We start from the raw sequence: 14,146 nt of genomic DNA, 5'->3' as shown, positions 1-14,146 counted from the left end.
AACGGCGAGCACACCAACGTGAAGGACGGCACACGCCCCCCCACGGATCGGGTTTCGCCCCAGGCCCTTGCTCGGCCAGCGAAGGCATACTCGGAACCCGTGAACCACGACGCCCCCGACACCCTGTTTGACGAGCTCAGCCCCGAATCGCCTGGCGACTGGGCGCTGTCCCTGTCCGTCCCGGCCGATGAAGGCCACCGGGACGAGCTGCGCCTGCCCCCGTCCGCGGGTGGCGAGGGCGGCAGCGGCCTGTCGGCGCCATGGGCCAGTTTTTTTGAACACATCGGCACCGATGGTTTTGCCGAGCTGAACCGCCGCTCCGACAACCTGCAACGCCAGATCCGCGACAACGGCGTGACCTACAACGTCTACGCCGACGCGTCGGGCCAGGAGCGTCCCTGGGCGCTGGACCTGTTCCCGATGATCGTTCCCCCGCAGGACTGGGCCCGGATCGAGGCCGGCGTGATGCAGCGCACCCGCCTGCTCAACGCCGTGATGGCCGATCTCTACGGAGAACGCGACCTGCTCAAGCAGGCGCTGCTGCCGGCCGCGCTGGTGCAGGGCCACCCGGGCTACCTGCGGTCGATGCAGGGGGTCAAACCGCCGGGCGACACCTGGCTGCACATCGTGGCCTTCGACCTCGCCCACGGACCCGATGGCCGATGGTGGGTGGTGGGCCAGCGCACCCAGGCGCCCTCGGGTCTGGGCTACCTGCTGGAAAACCGCATCGCCATTTCGCGCCAGTTCCCCAAGGCCTTCGCCGGCATGAAGGTGCAACGCCTGGCCGCGAGCTACCGCGCGCTGATGGACGGCATCAAGGCCATGGCGCCCGAGGGCGAAAACGCCCGCATCGCCCTGCTCACGCCCGGCCCCTACAACGAAACCTATTTCGAACACGCCTACCTGGCGCGTTACCTCGGCCTCACCCTGGTCGAAGGCCACGACCTCACCGTGCGCGACCAGCGCCTGTACCTCAAGACCCTGAGCGGCCTGGAGCCGGTGCACGCTTTGATCAAGCGGCTGGACGACGAGTGGCTGGACCCGCTGGAGCTGCGCTCGGACTCGCGCCTGGGCGTGCCCGGCCTGCTGCAGGTGCTGCGCGCGGGCAACCTGCTGCTGGCCAACGCGCCCGGCTCGGCCCCGCTGGAATCCAGCGCGCTGCTGGGCTTCCTGCCCGCGATCAGCCGCCACCTGCTGGGGGAGGAACTCAGCCTGCCTTCGCTGGCCACCTGGTGGTGCGGCGAAAGCGCGGCGCTGCGCGAGGTGCTGCCGCTGCTGAAAGACAGCGTGATCAAGCCCACCTACCCGAGCTCGGGCCTCGAAACGGCCATGGGCCAGTGCCTGAACCCGCGCGAACTCAACGAGTGGTCGGGTCGCATGGCACGCCACCCCGACGACTACACCGTGCAGTCCTGGATGCCACTGTCGCAGACGCCCACCTGGTCGGGCGAACGGCTCATGCCGCGCTCGGCCATCCTGCGCGTGTTCGCGCTGGCCGACGGCCCGCAGTCCTGGCGCGTGCTGCCCGGCGGCCTGGTGCGGCTGGCGCCGCGCGGCCAGCTCATGGCCTCCATGCAGCGCGGCGGCAGCAGCGCCGACTGCTGGGTGCAGACCGAAGGCCTGGTCGATCACACCAGCCTGCTTCAGTCCGCGCCGAGCACGCTGGCGCTGGCACACCAGAAACGCCCGGTGACCAGCCGCGCCGCCGAAAACCTGTTCTGGCTGGGCCGCTACACCGAGCGTGCTGAAAACAGCATCCGCCTGGCCCAGATCGCGCTCAACCACCTGGCCGGTGAAGAACCGAGCTCGCGCCCGCTGATGGCCTGGCTCTCGGCCGCCGCACGCGAAAACTCGCTGGTGCTGCCCGACGTGCCCGGGGCCGAACAATCCGCCCGCGTGTTCGCGCGCAGCCTCATGGCCGGCCTGTCGCCCGAACCGGGCACGCCGCTGGCCGGCCAGACCTACAGCGTGGGCTTCAACCTGCGCGCGCTCAAGGCCGCCGCCGCGCAGGTGCGCGAGCGCCTGTCGCAGGAACACTGGAACCTGATCGAACGCACCGAGGCCGAATTCGCCCACGACTGCGCCGACATGGCCGCCGACGCCGAATACGGCACCGCCGAGGCCCTGGCAGCGCTGCAGAACGCCAGCGAACTGCTCGCCGCCATCACCGGCGCGCAGACCGACCGCATGGTGCGCGACAACGGTTGGCGCCTGCTCTCGGTGGGCCGCCACATTGAACGCCTCATCACCCTCTCGCGTGCGCTCGCGCTCGGGCTCGAACACCACTGCGTGCACGACCCAGCAGGCTTTGAAGCACTGGTGGCGCTGTTCGACAGCACCATCACCTTCCACGCCCTGTACCAGCAGCGCCGCGACATGGTGGCGCTGATCGATCTCCTGGTGATGGACCGCGACAACCCGAGGTCGCTGGCCTGGGTGGTGCAGACCCTGCGCTCACGCCTGGCCAAACTTTCGCTGAGCGCCATGCCGCAGGACGCGGCACTGGCGATGGACCTGCCCGACCCCGACACCTGGGTACTGGCCGATCTGAGCAACTGGCAGCGCGCGCCCGACGGCCAGCGCACCTGGAGCGAACTGGCCGGACTGCTCGACGACTGCGAGGCCGCCGCGTGCGCGCTGTCCGAAGACATCACGCGCCTGCACTTCAGCCACGCCGACCGCGGCAACCAGAGTGTTGGAGCATAAGAATGTTGCTCCCCCCCATCGCTTGCTCGCTGCGCGTAGCCGCTCAGCCCCTCAAGGGGCAACACCAGCGGCCCGGCAAAGCCGGTTCCGCGGTGTTCCCGGTGAATGCGGATCCACTGCGCACCTGATATGTTGCTTCGCATTCTTCACCGCACCCGCTACCGCTACCACGGCACCATCGACATGGCGCAGCACATGGTGCATCTCTCGCCGCGCGACACGCCCACGCAAAAGTTGCTGGCGCACACCCTGCACGTGCGCCCCGAGCCGTCGGCGCGCAGCCAGACCACCGACGCGTTTGGCAACCTGCGCACCTTCTTTTCGCTGCAGGCACCACACGACACCCTGACCGTGGAGGCCGACAGCCTGGTCGAGACCCAGGCGCCGCGGCCGCTGCCCGACAGCCCGGCCTGGCAACAGACCGGCTGGGAGAGCGTGCGCAAACACTTCCGCTACCGTGCGCACGCGCCCTACGACCCGGCCTGCGAATTCCTGTTCGCCTCGCCCTACGTGCCGCGCGACGATGCTTTTGCGGCCTTTGCGCGCCCGGCGTTCACCGCCGGCCTGCCGGTGCTGGAGGCCGCGCGCGCGCTGATGGAGCGCATCCACACCCAGCTGCGGTACGAGACCGACAGCACCGAGGTCAACACCCCCGCGCTGCAGGCGCTGGAGCAAGGCAAGGGCGTGTGCCAGGACTTCGCCCACATCATGCTCGGCTGCCTGCGCAGCCTGGGCCTGCCCGCGCGCTACGTGAGCGGCTACCTGCTGACCCAGCCGCCGCCCGGCAAGCCGCGCCTGATCGGTGCCGATGCGTCGCACGCCTGGGTCTCGGTCTATGTGCCGCTGCCGGCCGGCGCCAGCGCCGATGGCGGTGCCGATGCCGATGACGAAGCCCCCGCCGCCAGCGAAGAAGCTGTGGCCGCGGCCCTCGGCGGCGCCTGGTTCGATTTCGACCCCACCAACAACCGCTGTGGCTGGGGCAGCCCGGGTGAGGACTACGTGACCCTTGCCATCGGCCGCGACTTCTCCGACGTCTCACCCATGCGCGGCGTGATCCAGGGCGGAGCCCGGCACACGCTGCACGTGGGCGTGACCGTGGCGCCGCCCGACGAGATCGCCGACCTGCTGGACGGGGCCTGACTCAGCGCCCCTGCCGCCCCAACGCGCGCAACTTGCCCTGCCACTTCGCCACGCCCGGCGTGCCCAGCTGATCCACCAAGCCGATCAGCGTTTCGTGCACCGGGGCGATGCCGACAAACCCCAGGATGTTGCGCTCCAGCGATTTGACGCTGTGGGCACGGAAATACCAGCGGTAGACCAGCGCGGGCATGCCCATGGTCACCACGATGCGCGCCGAGCGCCCACCCAGTGCCTTGCGGCCAAACGGATTCTTTTCATCGCGGTGAAACGCGAACCCGGGCCGCGCCACCTGCTCCAGAAAGCCCTTGAGCATGGCCGGCATGTCGCCCATCCAGAGCGGGAACAACAGCACCAGGTGCTGCGCCCAGGCAATGGCGTCCTGCGCGGGCCGCAGCGCGGGCGGCAACTCGCCATGTTCCCATTCGTGCTGGCTTTTGAGCAGCGCAAAGTCCAGTGCCGACACCTCCACGCGACGCAGCGCATGTCCGCCGGCTTGCGCGCCCTCGGCGTAGGCGTCGGCCAGGGTGTGGATGAGATGGTGCGCCCCGGCATCGGGGTGGCCGTTGATGAGCAGGATGCGACGCGGATCGGACATGGAAACACCTCCGTTCAGGAAAGGACCATGCTGGCACCACCGCGGTCTGCGCGGGTTGACCCGCGTCAAGCCAGCTCCGAACCGGGATCAGCCCTTGTCGAACACCGGGTCCACCGGCACCTGCAGCGCGGTGGCAAGCTGGTTGGTCTTGGCGGCGAGCGCCACGATGGACAGCAGCTCGGCGTGCTGCTCGCGCGTCATGCCCTTGGCGCTGGCCGCGGCGGTGTGTGAGTGCACGCAGTAGCTGCAGCCGTTGATGATGGACGCGGTGATGTAGACCATCTCTTTGGTCAGCGGGTCCAGGCTGGAAGGCGTCGCCATGACCCGCTTGACCTCGGCCCAGGTCTGCTCCAGCAGCGCCGGATCAAACGCCAGGTAGCGCCACATGTTGTTGATGAAGTCCGTGTTGCGCGTGGCACGGATGTCGTCGAACACCGCCTTGACGCGGGGATCGTTCTCGGGGTGGACCGGCGGGGCGGTGGTGGACATGGGTTGCTCCTGGGTGATGGGCCGGCGCCTCAGCGTTTGTCGGGCTTGGCGGGTTTCTTGTTGCGTTCCTTCTTGCGCGCCTGGCGCTGCGCGTCGGCCTCCTGGCCCGCGTGCAGCCAGCGCTGGAACTGCTCGGGCGTCTCCAGCGTGATGCGGCCCAGAATGCCGCTGCGGAAATCGGCGATCACCAGTTCGGCGGCCTTTTGCCAGTTGATGCTGCCGCCCGACCCGATGGCGCCGCGCTTGCGCGCGATGGCGGCCATCAGCTCTTCGTCGGGCAGTTCGGCGATGGCCTGCGGCGACAGGCCCAGCTTGTAGCGCGCGTCGAGCTCGGCACCGTAAGCGGCCTTGATCTTGTCCAGCAACTCCAGCGCCACCTCCTGGTCGTCGTAGGCGTTGCGCCCCACGGCGCCGCTGGCGGCCAGGTTGAAGCCGCTCTCGGGCACGACGATGCGCGGCCAGAGCATGCCCGGCGTGTCGTACAGGTAGAAGCCGTCGGCCAGGACGATGCGCGACTCGGTGCGGGTGATGCCGGCCTCGTCACCGGTCTTGGCCGCGCGTTTGCCTTTGAGCGTGTTGATGAGCGTGGACTTGCCCACGTTGGGAATGCCGCAGATCAGCACCCGCATGGGCTTGACCATGTCGCCGCGCAGCGGCGCCAGCGCGTGGCAGGCGTCGATGAGGGCACGCGCGGGCGCGGTGACGCTGGCGTCGAGCGCGATCGCGCGGGTGTTGGCCTGGGCGTTGTAGTGCGCCAGCCAGAGCGCGGTGCGCTTGGGGTCGGCCATGTCCTGCTTGTTCACCACCTTGAGCGTGGGCCGCCCGCTGGTGAGCTCGGCCAGCAGCGGGTTGGCGCTGGAGCCGGGCAGGCGCGCGTCCAGCATTTCGATCACGACGTCGATCTCTTTCACGCGCTCGGTGATGGCCTTGCGCGTGAGGTGCATGTGCCCGGGAAACCACTGGATGCTCATGGGTTGGTGTTCTTTCGGTGAGACGGGGATTGTGCTCTGGGTAGCGCACTCTATCGGCGCGCCGGGGTCGCCATGCCACAATGATTTCCCCCTTCCCACACCCCCAAGAGGAGACACATGAGCATCACCGTCAAGATTGATCTGGGTTACGAATTCGACGTCAAGGCCAAGGCCGCCGAGGTGTTCGAGCTGCTCTCGGACGTGCCGGCCTCGGTCAGCCATTTTCCCAAAGTCGAGCAACTCACCGATCTGGGCGACGGCGTCTACCAGTGGGAGATGGAAAAGGTGGGCACGGCGCAGGTCAACATCCAGACCGTGTACGCCAGCAAATACGTCAGCGACAAAACCAAGGGCACGGTGAAGTGGACCCCCGTCAAGGGGGTGGGCAACGCGCTGGTGGGCGGCCACTGGAAGATCGTGGACAACAAGAAGTCCACCGGCCTCACGCTCGCCATCCAGGGCGAGATCGAGGTGCCGCTGCCCGGCCTGATGAAGATGATCGTGGTGCCCGTGGTGCAGGGCGAGTTCGAGAAGCTGGTGGAAAAGTACATCGACAACCTGATCCAGCGTTTCGGCGGCGAGGCCTGAGCCTCGTCTCTTCTTCCGTGAGTTGTCCAGCGAAACACTGGATAAGTTTGTGCATAACCCGGGGTCAGCCGTGTACGGGGCGCGCAAGTGCTTGTGGCCCTAAGTGCTTCTTCAAACTGCCTGCACAACGGGCACCCGGGCCAGCGCATTTATCCACTTGTTCAGCAAAACCTTGGACAAGGCTGTGCATAAGTGATGGCAAGTTCTGTACGGTCAAGATAAGTGCTTGTCACACAACGAAGTTCTTCAAATTGCCCATTCAACAGGCAGTGCGTGCAGCATCCCAGAACCGCCTATGAGCAAGCCGCCGTGTCTGGATTTGTGCACATGAGCACCCCGCCCCAGCCCACCGTCTTCCAGTTGCACCTGCCCGAGACAGGCCAGACCCTGGCCGCCCGCGCCGACGACACGCTGCTGCAAACCCTGCTGCGCGCGGGCGTGGCTTGGCCGGCCTCGTGCCGCAACGGCAGTTGCCGCGCCTGCATCGGTCGGCTGCTGCGGGGGAGCGTGCGCTACGGCATCGAATGGCCCGGTCTGCTGCCCGAAGAAAAAGCCGCGGGCTGCGTATTGCCCTGCGCGGCCTACCCGCTGGAGGACGTGACGCTCATCGGCCCCGGCGACTGAGGTCCACCCGCGGCCCAACCCAGGGCACCGCCGGGCCGGCTTTGCCGGACGGCCAGTGCCGCCCCCTTGAGGGGGTCGCGCGCAGCGCGGCGGGGGTGTTTCATGTCATCAAGCTCTGCTTGAAAAAGCCCAGGGTGCGATCCCAGGCCAGTTGGGCGGCGTTGGTGTCGTAGCGCGGCGTGGTGTCGTTGTGGAAGCCGTGCTGGGTGGCCGGGTATTGGTAGGCGGTGTAGCGCACGCCCGCGGCCTTGAGCGCGGCCTCGTAGGCGGGCCAGGCGGCGTTGATGCGCTCGTCGATGCCGGCGAAGTGGATCAGCAGCGGCGCCTTGACTTTTGCCGCGTCCTGGACCGGGGGCAGGTTGCCGTAAAACGGCACCGCCGCGGCCAGGTCGGGCAGTTGGGTGGCCAGCATGTGTGCGATGCCGCCGCCATAACAGAAGCCCACCACGCCGATGCGGCCCGTGCACTCGGGGCGGCCTTTCAGCGCCTCGGCCGCGGCGATGAAGTCCTGCCGGGTCTTGGTCTGATCGAGTTGCGCGAACAGGGCGCGTGCCTTGTCCTCGTCGCCCGGGTAGCCGCCCAATGGCGTGAGCGCGTCGGGCGCGAGCGCCAGATAGCCCTCCAGGGCCAAGCGCCGGGCGATGTCTTCGATGTGGGGATTGAGGCCCCGGTTTTCGTGCACCACCAGCACCCCGGGCAGCTTGGCCGTGCCCGTGGCGGGTTTGGCCAGATAAGCCTTGACGGTGCCCGACCCCGACGGCGAGGGCACGTCCACCACCAGGGTCAAGACGCGCTTGTCGTCCTTGGGCACCACCTGGGCGGCCGCGAAATCGGGGCTGAGCGCGGCCAGCAACCCGACCGCCGTGACGCCACCCACGGCGAAGCGGCTGGCCCGCTCCAGAAAGGCACGGCGATCGATGTCGCCATGCACATAGGCGTCAAACAGGATCAGCAGTTCCTGGTCAAAGTCCGCTGCGGTCAATCGTGCCATGTGTGCCCCTTGTCAACGACCTCGCAGCTTAGCGCCAGGCACCTCCGCGATGAACACACGCAGGCGAAACGCGGGTTTCAAGGGGTAACCGGCGCGGGGCCTGCCCCTCCGCTCAGGCAGCGGCGGCGAGTGGCGAAGCGTTGGGCCTGCCCAGGCGCGCGGGCGAGGTGTATTCCTGCAGATAGATGTCGAACGGCATGGTGTCGGCCGCTTCGATCGCGCGCTGGTCCAGCACCGACTGCGCGGCCATGGCTTCATAGCGGGCCTGCTGCTTGGCGCTCCAGGGCAGGCCCAGCAGGTGGGCATGGATCTGTTGCGACTGCGTGCGCACGAACGCCACGAAGGAATCGCCGTGCTCCTGGCGCATCGCGGCGAGCACCCGCGCCGAGGGCAGGGTCTGGGGCGCCAGCAACCCGGCGCGGGCCTGGTTCACCGCCTCGGCATGGGCGTCGCCCCCCTGGGACAGATCGAGCGCACGGGCGATGGGATCGAGCTGGTCCAGGATCTCGCTGCCCCATTGCACCAGCGGCACACTCTGGCCCCGGCGCTCCAGGCGCAGGCCGGGCTCGCGCCCGCGTGCCGCGGTGAGGTGCTGGTTGCGCTTGAGTTCGTGGATTTCGTCCGGCGTGTCGGGCGGGCTGTCGCTGAGCAGGCAGTGCAGCAGGAACACGTCGAGAAAACGCAGGGTGGGCGCGCCAATGCCGATGGGCTCGAACGGGTCGAGGTCCATCAGCCGCACCTCGACGTATTCCACGCCGCGTTCGCGCAGCGCGTGCAGCGGGCGTTCGCCGGGGTAGATCACGCGCTTGGGCCGGATCGTGCCGTAGAACTCGTTTTCGATCTGCAGCAGCGTGGTGGCAAGCTGGTTGTAGTCACCGCCCGGGTTGCGGATGCCCAGCGCCTCGTAGGCCGGCCAGGGCCGGGTGAGCGCGTCGTGCAGCGAGGCCGCGTAACCTTCGAGCCCGTTGTAGCTCACGTCCAGCGTGGCCTGCGCGTCGCTCTGGTAGCCCAGGCGGCCCATGCGCAGCGAGGTGCCGTAGGGCATGTGCAGGCTGCCGCCACTGCCCAGCGGCAACAGCTCGTGCTCGCGGCCTTCAACGAAGGTGGAGCACACCGCGGGCGAGGCGCCAAACAGTGTGAGCAGCAAGAAGGCATGCCGGCGGAAGTTGCGGATCAGCGCGAAGTAGCCGTCGTTGTCCACGCCCGGCAGCGACCAGTTGTAGTGGATGCCCGAGATGGTCTGCATGCGCCGGCCGTAGCGGTGGCCCAGGCCCATGCGGTACACGCTCTTGGCACGCCCGACGTTGGACGAGCCGTAGCGGCCCAGCGGAATGGTCTCGTCGGTGGGCAGACCGCAGGGCATGCTGGAGGCCCAGAGCATTTCCTCGCCCGAGGTGTCGCCGGCCTTGCGCAGGCTGCGCACGGTGTACTGGTGGATCTCGGTGAGTTCGGCCAGGCACGAGGCCACGCTGTCGTGCACACCGGTGATCAGCTCCAGCTGCGATTCGCTGTAGTCGGTGGTGATGTGCGGGTGGGTCAGGGCACTGCCCAGCGCGGCGGGGTGTGGCGTCAGGGCCAGCCGGCCGTCGGGCTGCGCACGCAGACTTTCTTTCTCGATGCCGCGACGCATGCCGCGCAGGCGCTCAGCCGTGAGGGCATCCAGCCGGGGTTTTACAGAGGTCATACAGGCGTCGTGGTTCAGGTCCGGGGCCGGAAGTTAACACGGCTGCGCCAACTCCGCTGCCAGCGCCGGGATCGGCTCTGTGGTAATAGGCGGGCGGATTTGCGCCTGCCGCAGCCAGGCCTCGATGGCGGCGGGGTCGTGCACCAGGCGCAGTTCGTCGAACGCGTCCTGGGCCTGCGGGTAACGCTGGCGCAGGTAGTTGAGCCACTGTTTGAGCCGCCCGGCGCGGTGGCGGCGCTCCACGCGCACGCTCACCTGCTGCCAGAACGCGAGCAGCAGCGGTGGCAGCTGCTGCCAGGGCACACCGCCCTGCCCTTTGATGGCCAGCGCCAGGCCCGGGTCGGTCACCATGCCGCGACCGATCATGAGCGCGTCGCAACCGGTGACGGCGCGGCAGCGTTCGGCATCGGCCACGTTCCAGATGTCGCCGTTGGCGATCACGGTGATGGGCGCGCCCGCCGGCAGCGAGGCCCGCACCTGCGCGATGCGCTCCCAGTAGGCGGGCGGGCGGTAGCCGTGCGCCTTGGTGCGGGCGTGGATGACCAGTTCGTCGGCCCCCGCTTCGGCGATGGCGTGTGCGCAGTCCTCGGCCCGGTGGTCGTCGTTGAAGCCCAGGCGCATCTTGGCCGACACCGGCACCTGGGCCGGCACCGCGCGGCGCACCGCGGCCACGATGCGGCCGATCAGCTCGGGTTCGTCCAGCAGCACCGCGCCGCCCCGGCTCTGGTTCACCGTCTTGGCCGGGCAGCCGAAATTGAGGTCCACACCGAACGGGCTCAGGCCCGCGAGCCGCGCCGCGTTCTCGGCCAGGCAGGCCGGGTCCGACCCCAGCAACTGCGGGCGCACCGGCACGCCCGCGCGGGTGCGCCCACCGTTGAGCAGCTCGGGCACCACCCGCAGGAACGCGCGCTCGGGCAGCAGGGTCTGGGTGACGCGGATGAACTCGCTCACGCAGCGGTCGATGCCACCGGTGCGCGTGAGCACGTCGCGCAAGGTCGCGTCGAGCAGGCCTTCCATGGGCGCGAGCAGCAGGGTCATGGGTGGGTGGAGGGTGTGGGCGGCCGTGGGCGGCGAAGGGCCGCGACGGTGCGGGTGGACCCTGGGGATTCTATCGAGACACCCGTCGTCGCGCATGGGCCGCGGCCGAGCGCCGTCCGGTACCATCGCGGGTTGTTTCGTACACCCCGGAGTTCTCCATGCGTGCGCCCCTCTCCCTGTTTCTGGCCGCCTTCCTGCTGGCGGTGCTGCCCCAGGCCGGGGCGCAGCAGCCGCCACCGGCCGCGGCGGTCGATGCGGGCCGTGTGGGCACCTTCAAACACGTGGAAGGCGAGATCTGGGTCGGCCCGGCCGAGGCGCGCCGCACGCCCGTGCCCGGTGACGGCCTGCACGAGGCCGACCGCCTGCGCACCGGCAAGACCGGCGCGGCCACCATCACCCTCAAGGACGGCACCGTGGTCACCATGGGCCCCGACACCCTGGTGGAACTGAGCAAATTCCAGTACAACCCCACGACCCAGTCGGGCAACCTCGCGCTGGAGCTGCTGCAGGGCTCGATCCGCGTCGTCACCGGCCTGCTGGCCAAGATCAACCCCGATCTGTTCAAGATCACCACCCCCACCTCGGTGGTGGGCGTGCGCGGCACCGACTTCATCGTGGACGCCCCGGCGCAACCCTGAACCACCCGAACCCCAGCCCCATGCAATCCAGCCATCCGCTGCACCACCGATCCACCGCCCTCCTCGCGATGCTGCTGGGCAGCGTGCTGTCGGCCTGCGCGCCGACCACGCGCGTGATCCTGCTGCCCCAGGCCAACGGCGCGCCCAGCGCGGTGGCGGTGAGCACCGCCCGGGGCGAACAGGTGATCGACCGCCCCTACCAGGTGGCCAACGTGGGCGCGCGCGGTGCGCTCAGCGTGGACACCACCACGGCCGAGAAGGTGCGCGAAGCCTACCCACGCCTGATCGCGCTGCAGCCGCCGCCGCCCGAGCGCTTCGTGCTGGAATTCGAGCCCGCCACCCCGCAGCTCACCCCCGAGTCGCAGGCGCAGCTGGACCACGTGGTGGCCCGCGCCAAGGCCCGCCCCGGCGGCGAGATCGTGGTGACCGGCCACACCGACCGCCAGGGCCCGCTGGAAGCCAACGACGCGCTCTCGTTGGAACGTGCCCAGGCCATCCGCGACCAGCTGATCGAGCGTGGCCTGCGGGCCGACCTGATCGAGGCCGTGGGCCGCGGTGAGCGCGAACCGCTGGTGCCCACCGACGACGAGGTCGCCGAGCCCCGCAACCGCCGCGCCGTGATCGACGTGCGCTGAGCACGCCCCCACCCCATGGCCACCGAACACAGCCTGACCCGCGCCCTGCGTGAACTGCTGGCCAGCCAGCGCACCGCCGCGCTCGGCACGCTGGACGAACACGGCGCACCTTTTGTCTCCATGGTCCCGTTTGCGGTGGACCGGGTCGATCACAGCCTGGTGATCCACGTCAGCGGTCTGGCCGCGCACAGCCGCAACCTGCAGCGCTCGCCCCGCGTGTCGGTGCTGGTCTGCCAGGCCGAGGTGGCGGGCGAACCAGTACACGCCCTGCCGCGCGTCACGCTCGACGCCACCGCCCTCGTGGCCGAACCCGGCAGCCCCGAAGCGCTGGCCTGCCGCGCGGTCTATCTGGAACGGTTCCCCGACGCCGAACCCATGACCGCGCTCGGCGACTTCCGCTTCGTGCGCCTGCGCGCCAGCGGCGCCCGCCAGGTGGCCGGCTTTGGCGCGGCGCGCAGCCTGGACGCCGCCGAGCTGACGCGGGCCCTCGGCCCCGCGCCCTGACCGGCGGCCACGCGGTGGACGACCACGGCCTGAACCCGCTGTACGCCGACGAGGCGATGCTGGTGTTCGACAAGCCCTCCGGCCTGCTGAGCGTGCCCGGGCGCGGCCCGGACAAACAGGACTGCCTGAGCACCCGCGCCCAGGCGGTCTGGCCCGACGCCCTGGTGGTGCACCGGCTGGACATGGCCACCTCCGGCATCGTGGTCATGGCCCGCGGCATCGACGCCCAGCGCACCCTGAGCACGGCGTTCGAAAAGCGCCGCGTGCACAAGCGCTACACGGCGGTGGTGGTCGGCGCGCTGGACAACCCGCAGCCCGACAACGGCTGGAACACCATCGACCTGCCCCTGATCCTGGACTGGCTCGCCCGACCGCGCAGCATCGTGCACCACGAGTTCGGCAAACCCAGCATCACACACTGGCGGCTGGCCGCGGCGCCCGCGCCCGGGCCGGACATGACCCGGCTGGACCTCGAACCCGTCACCGGCCGTTCGCACCAGCTGCGTGTGCACCTGCAGGCCATTGGCCACCCCATCGTGGGCGACCCGCTCTACGCCAGCCCGGCCCAGGAGGCGCTGGCCAATCGCCTGCTGCTGCACGCGCAAGCGCTGGAGTTGCCACACCCAGTCACGGGCGAGACACTGCGGTTCGAATGTCCCTGTCCGTTCTGAGCCCAGGAGCCGCCATGAACCCAGTCACGCAACACCTCACCATCCTCACCGGCGCCTCGCGCGGCATGGGCCTGGCCATGGCGCGCCAGTTGCTCACGCCCGGGCGCCTGCTGCTGTGCATCTCGCGCCACGCATCGCCCGCGCTGGAGTCCGAAGCCGCGCGGCACGGCGCCAGCCTGGTCCAGTGGTCACAAGACCTGGCCGACACCGTCGCCGCGGCCGCGCGGCTGCGGCACTGGCTTGAGGGCCAACAACCGCCTGCGCTGGCCAGCGCCACGCTGATCAACAACGCCGGGGTGATCCCGCGCATCGGCCCGCTCGACGCCTGCCCGCCCGACGAACTGGCCAACGCGCTGCGCGTGGGACTGGAAGCCCCGATGCAGCTCACCGCGGCGTTTCTGGCCGCGACCGCCGCCTGGGTGAACGCGGGCTGGCGCGGCCCGCGCAAGGTGCTCAACATTTCGTCGGGACTGGGCCGCACCCCCATGGCCGCCCAGGCGCCCTACTGCGCGGCCAAGGCCGGCATGGACCACTTCACCCGCTGCAGCGCGCTCGACGAAGCCCGGCGCGCGCACGGCGCCAGGCTGGTGTCGCTGGCACCGGGCGTGATCGACACCGACATGCAGGTGCAGCTGCGCGCGGGCGACCCCACCGCCTTCCCCGACCGGCAGCGTTTCGTGGAACTGCAAAGCCAGGGCCAGCTCGCCGCCCCCGAGGCCGCCGCCGCGCGCGTGCTGGCCTGGCTGGAGCGGCCGGACTTTGGCGAGCAGCCGGTGGCCGACGTGCGCGACTGAGCCCGGCGCACGCCCTTTGGCATCGGCGCCGCGGGGGTACGATGTGTTGTTTTCCGTGGCGCGGCCGCCCGGCCCCGA

15 protein-coding genes are annotated in these 14,146 nt (G+C 69.6%); 9 read left to right on the top strand and 6 right to left on the bottom strand.

Going from position 1 to position 14,146, the window contains the following annotated elements:
• Nucleotides 1–99 precede the first annotated feature (99 nt).
• Nucleotides 100–2,706: a circularly permuted type 2 ATP-grasp protein gene (locus KIH07_RS13565; RefSeq protein ID WP_226492475.1), complete on the top strand. Its 2,607-nt coding sequence runs from the start codon at nucleotides 100–102 to the stop codon at nucleotides 2,704–2,706.
• A 129-nt stretch (nucleotides 2,707–2,835) separates the two neighbouring features.
• On the top strand, nucleotides 2,836–3,846 hold the full coding sequence (locus tag KIH07_RS13560; protein ID WP_226492474.1) for a transglutaminase family protein: 1,011 nt from the start codon (nucleotides 2,836–2,838) through the stop codon (nucleotides 3,844–3,846).
• 1 nt (nucleotide 3,847) lies between these two features.
• Here the strand turns inward: KIH07_RS13560 and KIH07_RS13555 are convergent, their stop codons facing one another.
• From KIH07_RS13555 to ylqF, 3 genes are all read right to left on the bottom strand, one after another.
• Entirely contained in the window at nucleotides 3,848–4,441 is a 594-nt protein-coding gene (locus KIH07_RS13555; protein ID WP_226492473.1) for an NAD(P)H-dependent oxidoreductase, read from the bottom strand.
• Between the two features lie 87 nt (nucleotides 4,442–4,528).
• The gene (locus KIH07_RS13550) at nucleotides 4,529–4,930 is read right to left on the bottom strand and encodes a carboxymuconolactone decarboxylase family protein (RefSeq protein WP_226492472.1); all 402 of its coding nucleotides are present in this window, start codon (nucleotides 4,928–4,930) and stop codon (nucleotides 4,529–4,531) included.
• A gap of 29 nt (nucleotides 4,931–4,959) precedes the next feature.
• On the bottom strand, nucleotides 4,960–5,901 hold the full coding sequence (gene ylqF / locus KIH07_RS13545) for a ribosome biogenesis GTPase YlqF (protein ID WP_226492471.1): 942 nt from the start codon (nucleotides 5,899–5,901) through the stop codon (nucleotides 4,960–4,962).
• A 117-nt stretch (nucleotides 5,902–6,018) separates the two neighbouring features.
• On the opposite strand from ylqF, the gene KIH07_RS13540 reads away from it, so the two are divergent.
• Nucleotides 6,019–6,489, top strand: a complete 471-nt coding sequence (locus KIH07_RS13540) for an SRPBCC family protein (RefSeq protein ID WP_226492470.1) — start codon at nucleotides 6,019–6,021, stop codon at nucleotides 6,487–6,489.
• A gap of 327 nt (nucleotides 6,490–6,816) precedes the next feature.
• Nucleotides 6,817–7,113 (top strand): 2Fe-2S iron-sulfur cluster-binding protein, encoded by a 297-nt coding sequence (locus KIH07_RS13535; protein WP_226492469.1) that lies wholly within the window; start codon nucleotides 6,817–6,819, stop codon nucleotides 7,111–7,113.
• A 100-nt stretch (nucleotides 7,114–7,213) separates the two neighbouring features.
• Here the strand turns inward: KIH07_RS13535 and KIH07_RS13530 are convergent, their stop codons facing one another.
• The 3 genes from KIH07_RS13530 to KIH07_RS13520 form a co-directional block, all read right to left on the bottom strand.
• Nucleotides 7,214–8,104, bottom strand: coding sequence for a dienelactone hydrolase family protein (locus tag KIH07_RS13530; RefSeq protein WP_226492468.1), 891 nt, complete (start codon nucleotides 8,102–8,104; stop codon nucleotides 7,214–7,216).
• A gap of 112 nt (nucleotides 8,105–8,216) precedes the next feature.
• Nucleotides 8,217–9,788, bottom strand: coding sequence for a glutamate--cysteine ligase (gene gshA / locus KIH07_RS13525; RefSeq protein WP_226492467.1), 1,572 nt, complete (start codon nucleotides 9,786–9,788; stop codon nucleotides 8,217–8,219).
• Nucleotides 9,789–9,821: 33 nt separating this feature from the next.
• Nucleotides 9,822–10,826, bottom strand: a complete 1,005-nt coding sequence (locus KIH07_RS13520; RefSeq protein ID WP_226492466.1) for a tRNA dihydrouridine synthase — start codon at nucleotides 10,824–10,826, stop codon at nucleotides 9,822–9,824.
• Nucleotides 10,827–10,984: 158 nt separating this feature from the next.
• Here KIH07_RS13520 and KIH07_RS13515 point away from each other — a divergent pair, with 158 nt between their 5' ends.
• From KIH07_RS13515 to KIH07_RS13495, 5 genes are read left to right on the top strand one after another with little or no spacing between them, the layout of a single operon-like run.
• Entirely contained in the window at nucleotides 10,985–11,464 is a 480-nt protein-coding gene (locus KIH07_RS13515) for a FecR domain-containing protein (RefSeq protein WP_226492465.1), read from the top strand.
• A gap of 20 nt (nucleotides 11,465–11,484) precedes the next feature.
• Nucleotides 11,485–12,099, top strand: a complete 615-nt coding sequence (locus KIH07_RS13510; RefSeq protein ID WP_226492464.1) for an OmpA family protein — start codon at nucleotides 11,485–11,487, stop codon at nucleotides 12,097–12,099.
• A gap of 15 nt (nucleotides 12,100–12,114) precedes the next feature.
• Entirely contained in the window at nucleotides 12,115–12,603 is a 489-nt protein-coding gene (locus KIH07_RS13505; RefSeq protein ID WP_226492463.1) for a HugZ family protein, read from the top strand.
• Between the two features lie 56 nt (nucleotides 12,604–12,659).
• Entirely contained in the window at nucleotides 12,660–13,274 is a 615-nt protein-coding gene (locus KIH07_RS13500; RefSeq protein ID WP_226494705.1) for an RluA family pseudouridine synthase, read from the top strand.
• Nucleotides 13,275–13,288: 14 nt separating this feature from the next.
• Entirely contained in the window at nucleotides 13,289–14,068 is a 780-nt protein-coding gene (locus tag KIH07_RS13495; RefSeq protein WP_226492462.1) for an SDR family NAD(P)-dependent oxidoreductase, read from the top strand.
• Nucleotides 14,069–14,146 lie beyond the last annotated feature (78 nt).

The organism is Hydrogenophaga taeniospiralis (assembly GCF_020510445.1).
In the GTDB taxonomy this organism is placed as follows: domain Bacteria; phylum Pseudomonadota; class Gammaproteobacteria; order Burkholderiales; family Burkholderiaceae_C; genus Hydrogenophaga.
Note: the sequence above shows the minus strand (reverse complement) of the source record. Positions and strands in the feature narration are given on the sequence as shown.

Excerpts from the sequence above, each read along its gene's own strand:
- KIH07_RS13560 (WP_226492474.1), top strand. The coding sequence starts at position 2,836 with ATGTTGCTTCGCATTCTTCACCGCACCCGCTACCGCTACCACGGCACC.
- KIH07_RS13555 (WP_226492473.1), bottom strand. The coding sequence starts at position 4,441 with ATGTCCGATCCGCGTCGCATCCTGCTCATCAACGGCCACCCCGATGCC.
- KIH07_RS13550 (WP_226492472.1), bottom strand. The coding sequence starts at position 4,930 with ATGTCCACCACCGCCCCGCCGGTCCACCCCGAGAACGATCCCCGCGTC.
- ylqF (WP_226492471.1), bottom strand. The coding sequence starts at position 5,901 with ATGAGCATCCAGTGGTTTCCCGGGCACATGCACCTCACGCGCAAGGCC.
- KIH07_RS13540 (WP_226492470.1), top strand. The coding sequence starts at position 6,019 with ATGAGCATCACCGTCAAGATTGATCTGGGTTACGAATTCGACGTCAAG.
- KIH07_RS13535 (WP_226492469.1), top strand. The coding sequence starts at position 6,817 with ATGAGCACCCCGCCCCAGCCCACCGTCTTCCAGTTGCACCTGCCCGAG.
- KIH07_RS13530 (WP_226492468.1), bottom strand. The coding sequence starts at position 8,104 with ATGGCACGATTGACCGCAGCGGACTTTGACCAGGAACTGCTGATCCTG.
- gshA (WP_226492467.1), bottom strand. The coding sequence starts at position 9,788 with ATGACCTCTGTAAAACCCCGGCTGGATGCCCTCACGGCTGAGCGCCTG.
- KIH07_RS13520 (WP_226492466.1), bottom strand. The coding sequence starts at position 10,826 with ATGACCCTGCTGCTCGCGCCCATGGAAGGCCTGCTCGACGCGACCTTG.
- KIH07_RS13515 (WP_226492465.1), top strand. The coding sequence starts at position 10,985 with ATGCGTGCGCCCCTCTCCCTGTTTCTGGCCGCCTTCCTGCTGGCGGTG.
- KIH07_RS13510 (WP_226492464.1), top strand. The coding sequence starts at position 11,485 with ATGCAATCCAGCCATCCGCTGCACCACCGATCCACCGCCCTCCTCGCG.
- KIH07_RS13505 (WP_226492463.1), top strand. The coding sequence starts at position 12,115 with ATGGCCACCGAACACAGCCTGACCCGCGCCCTGCGTGAACTGCTGGCC.
- KIH07_RS13500 (WP_226494705.1), top strand. The coding sequence starts at position 12,660 with ATGCTGGTGTTCGACAAGCCCTCCGGCCTGCTGAGCGTGCCCGGGCGC.
- KIH07_RS13495 (WP_226492462.1), top strand. The coding sequence starts at position 13,289 with ATGAACCCAGTCACGCAACACCTCACCATCCTCACCGGCGCCTCGCGC.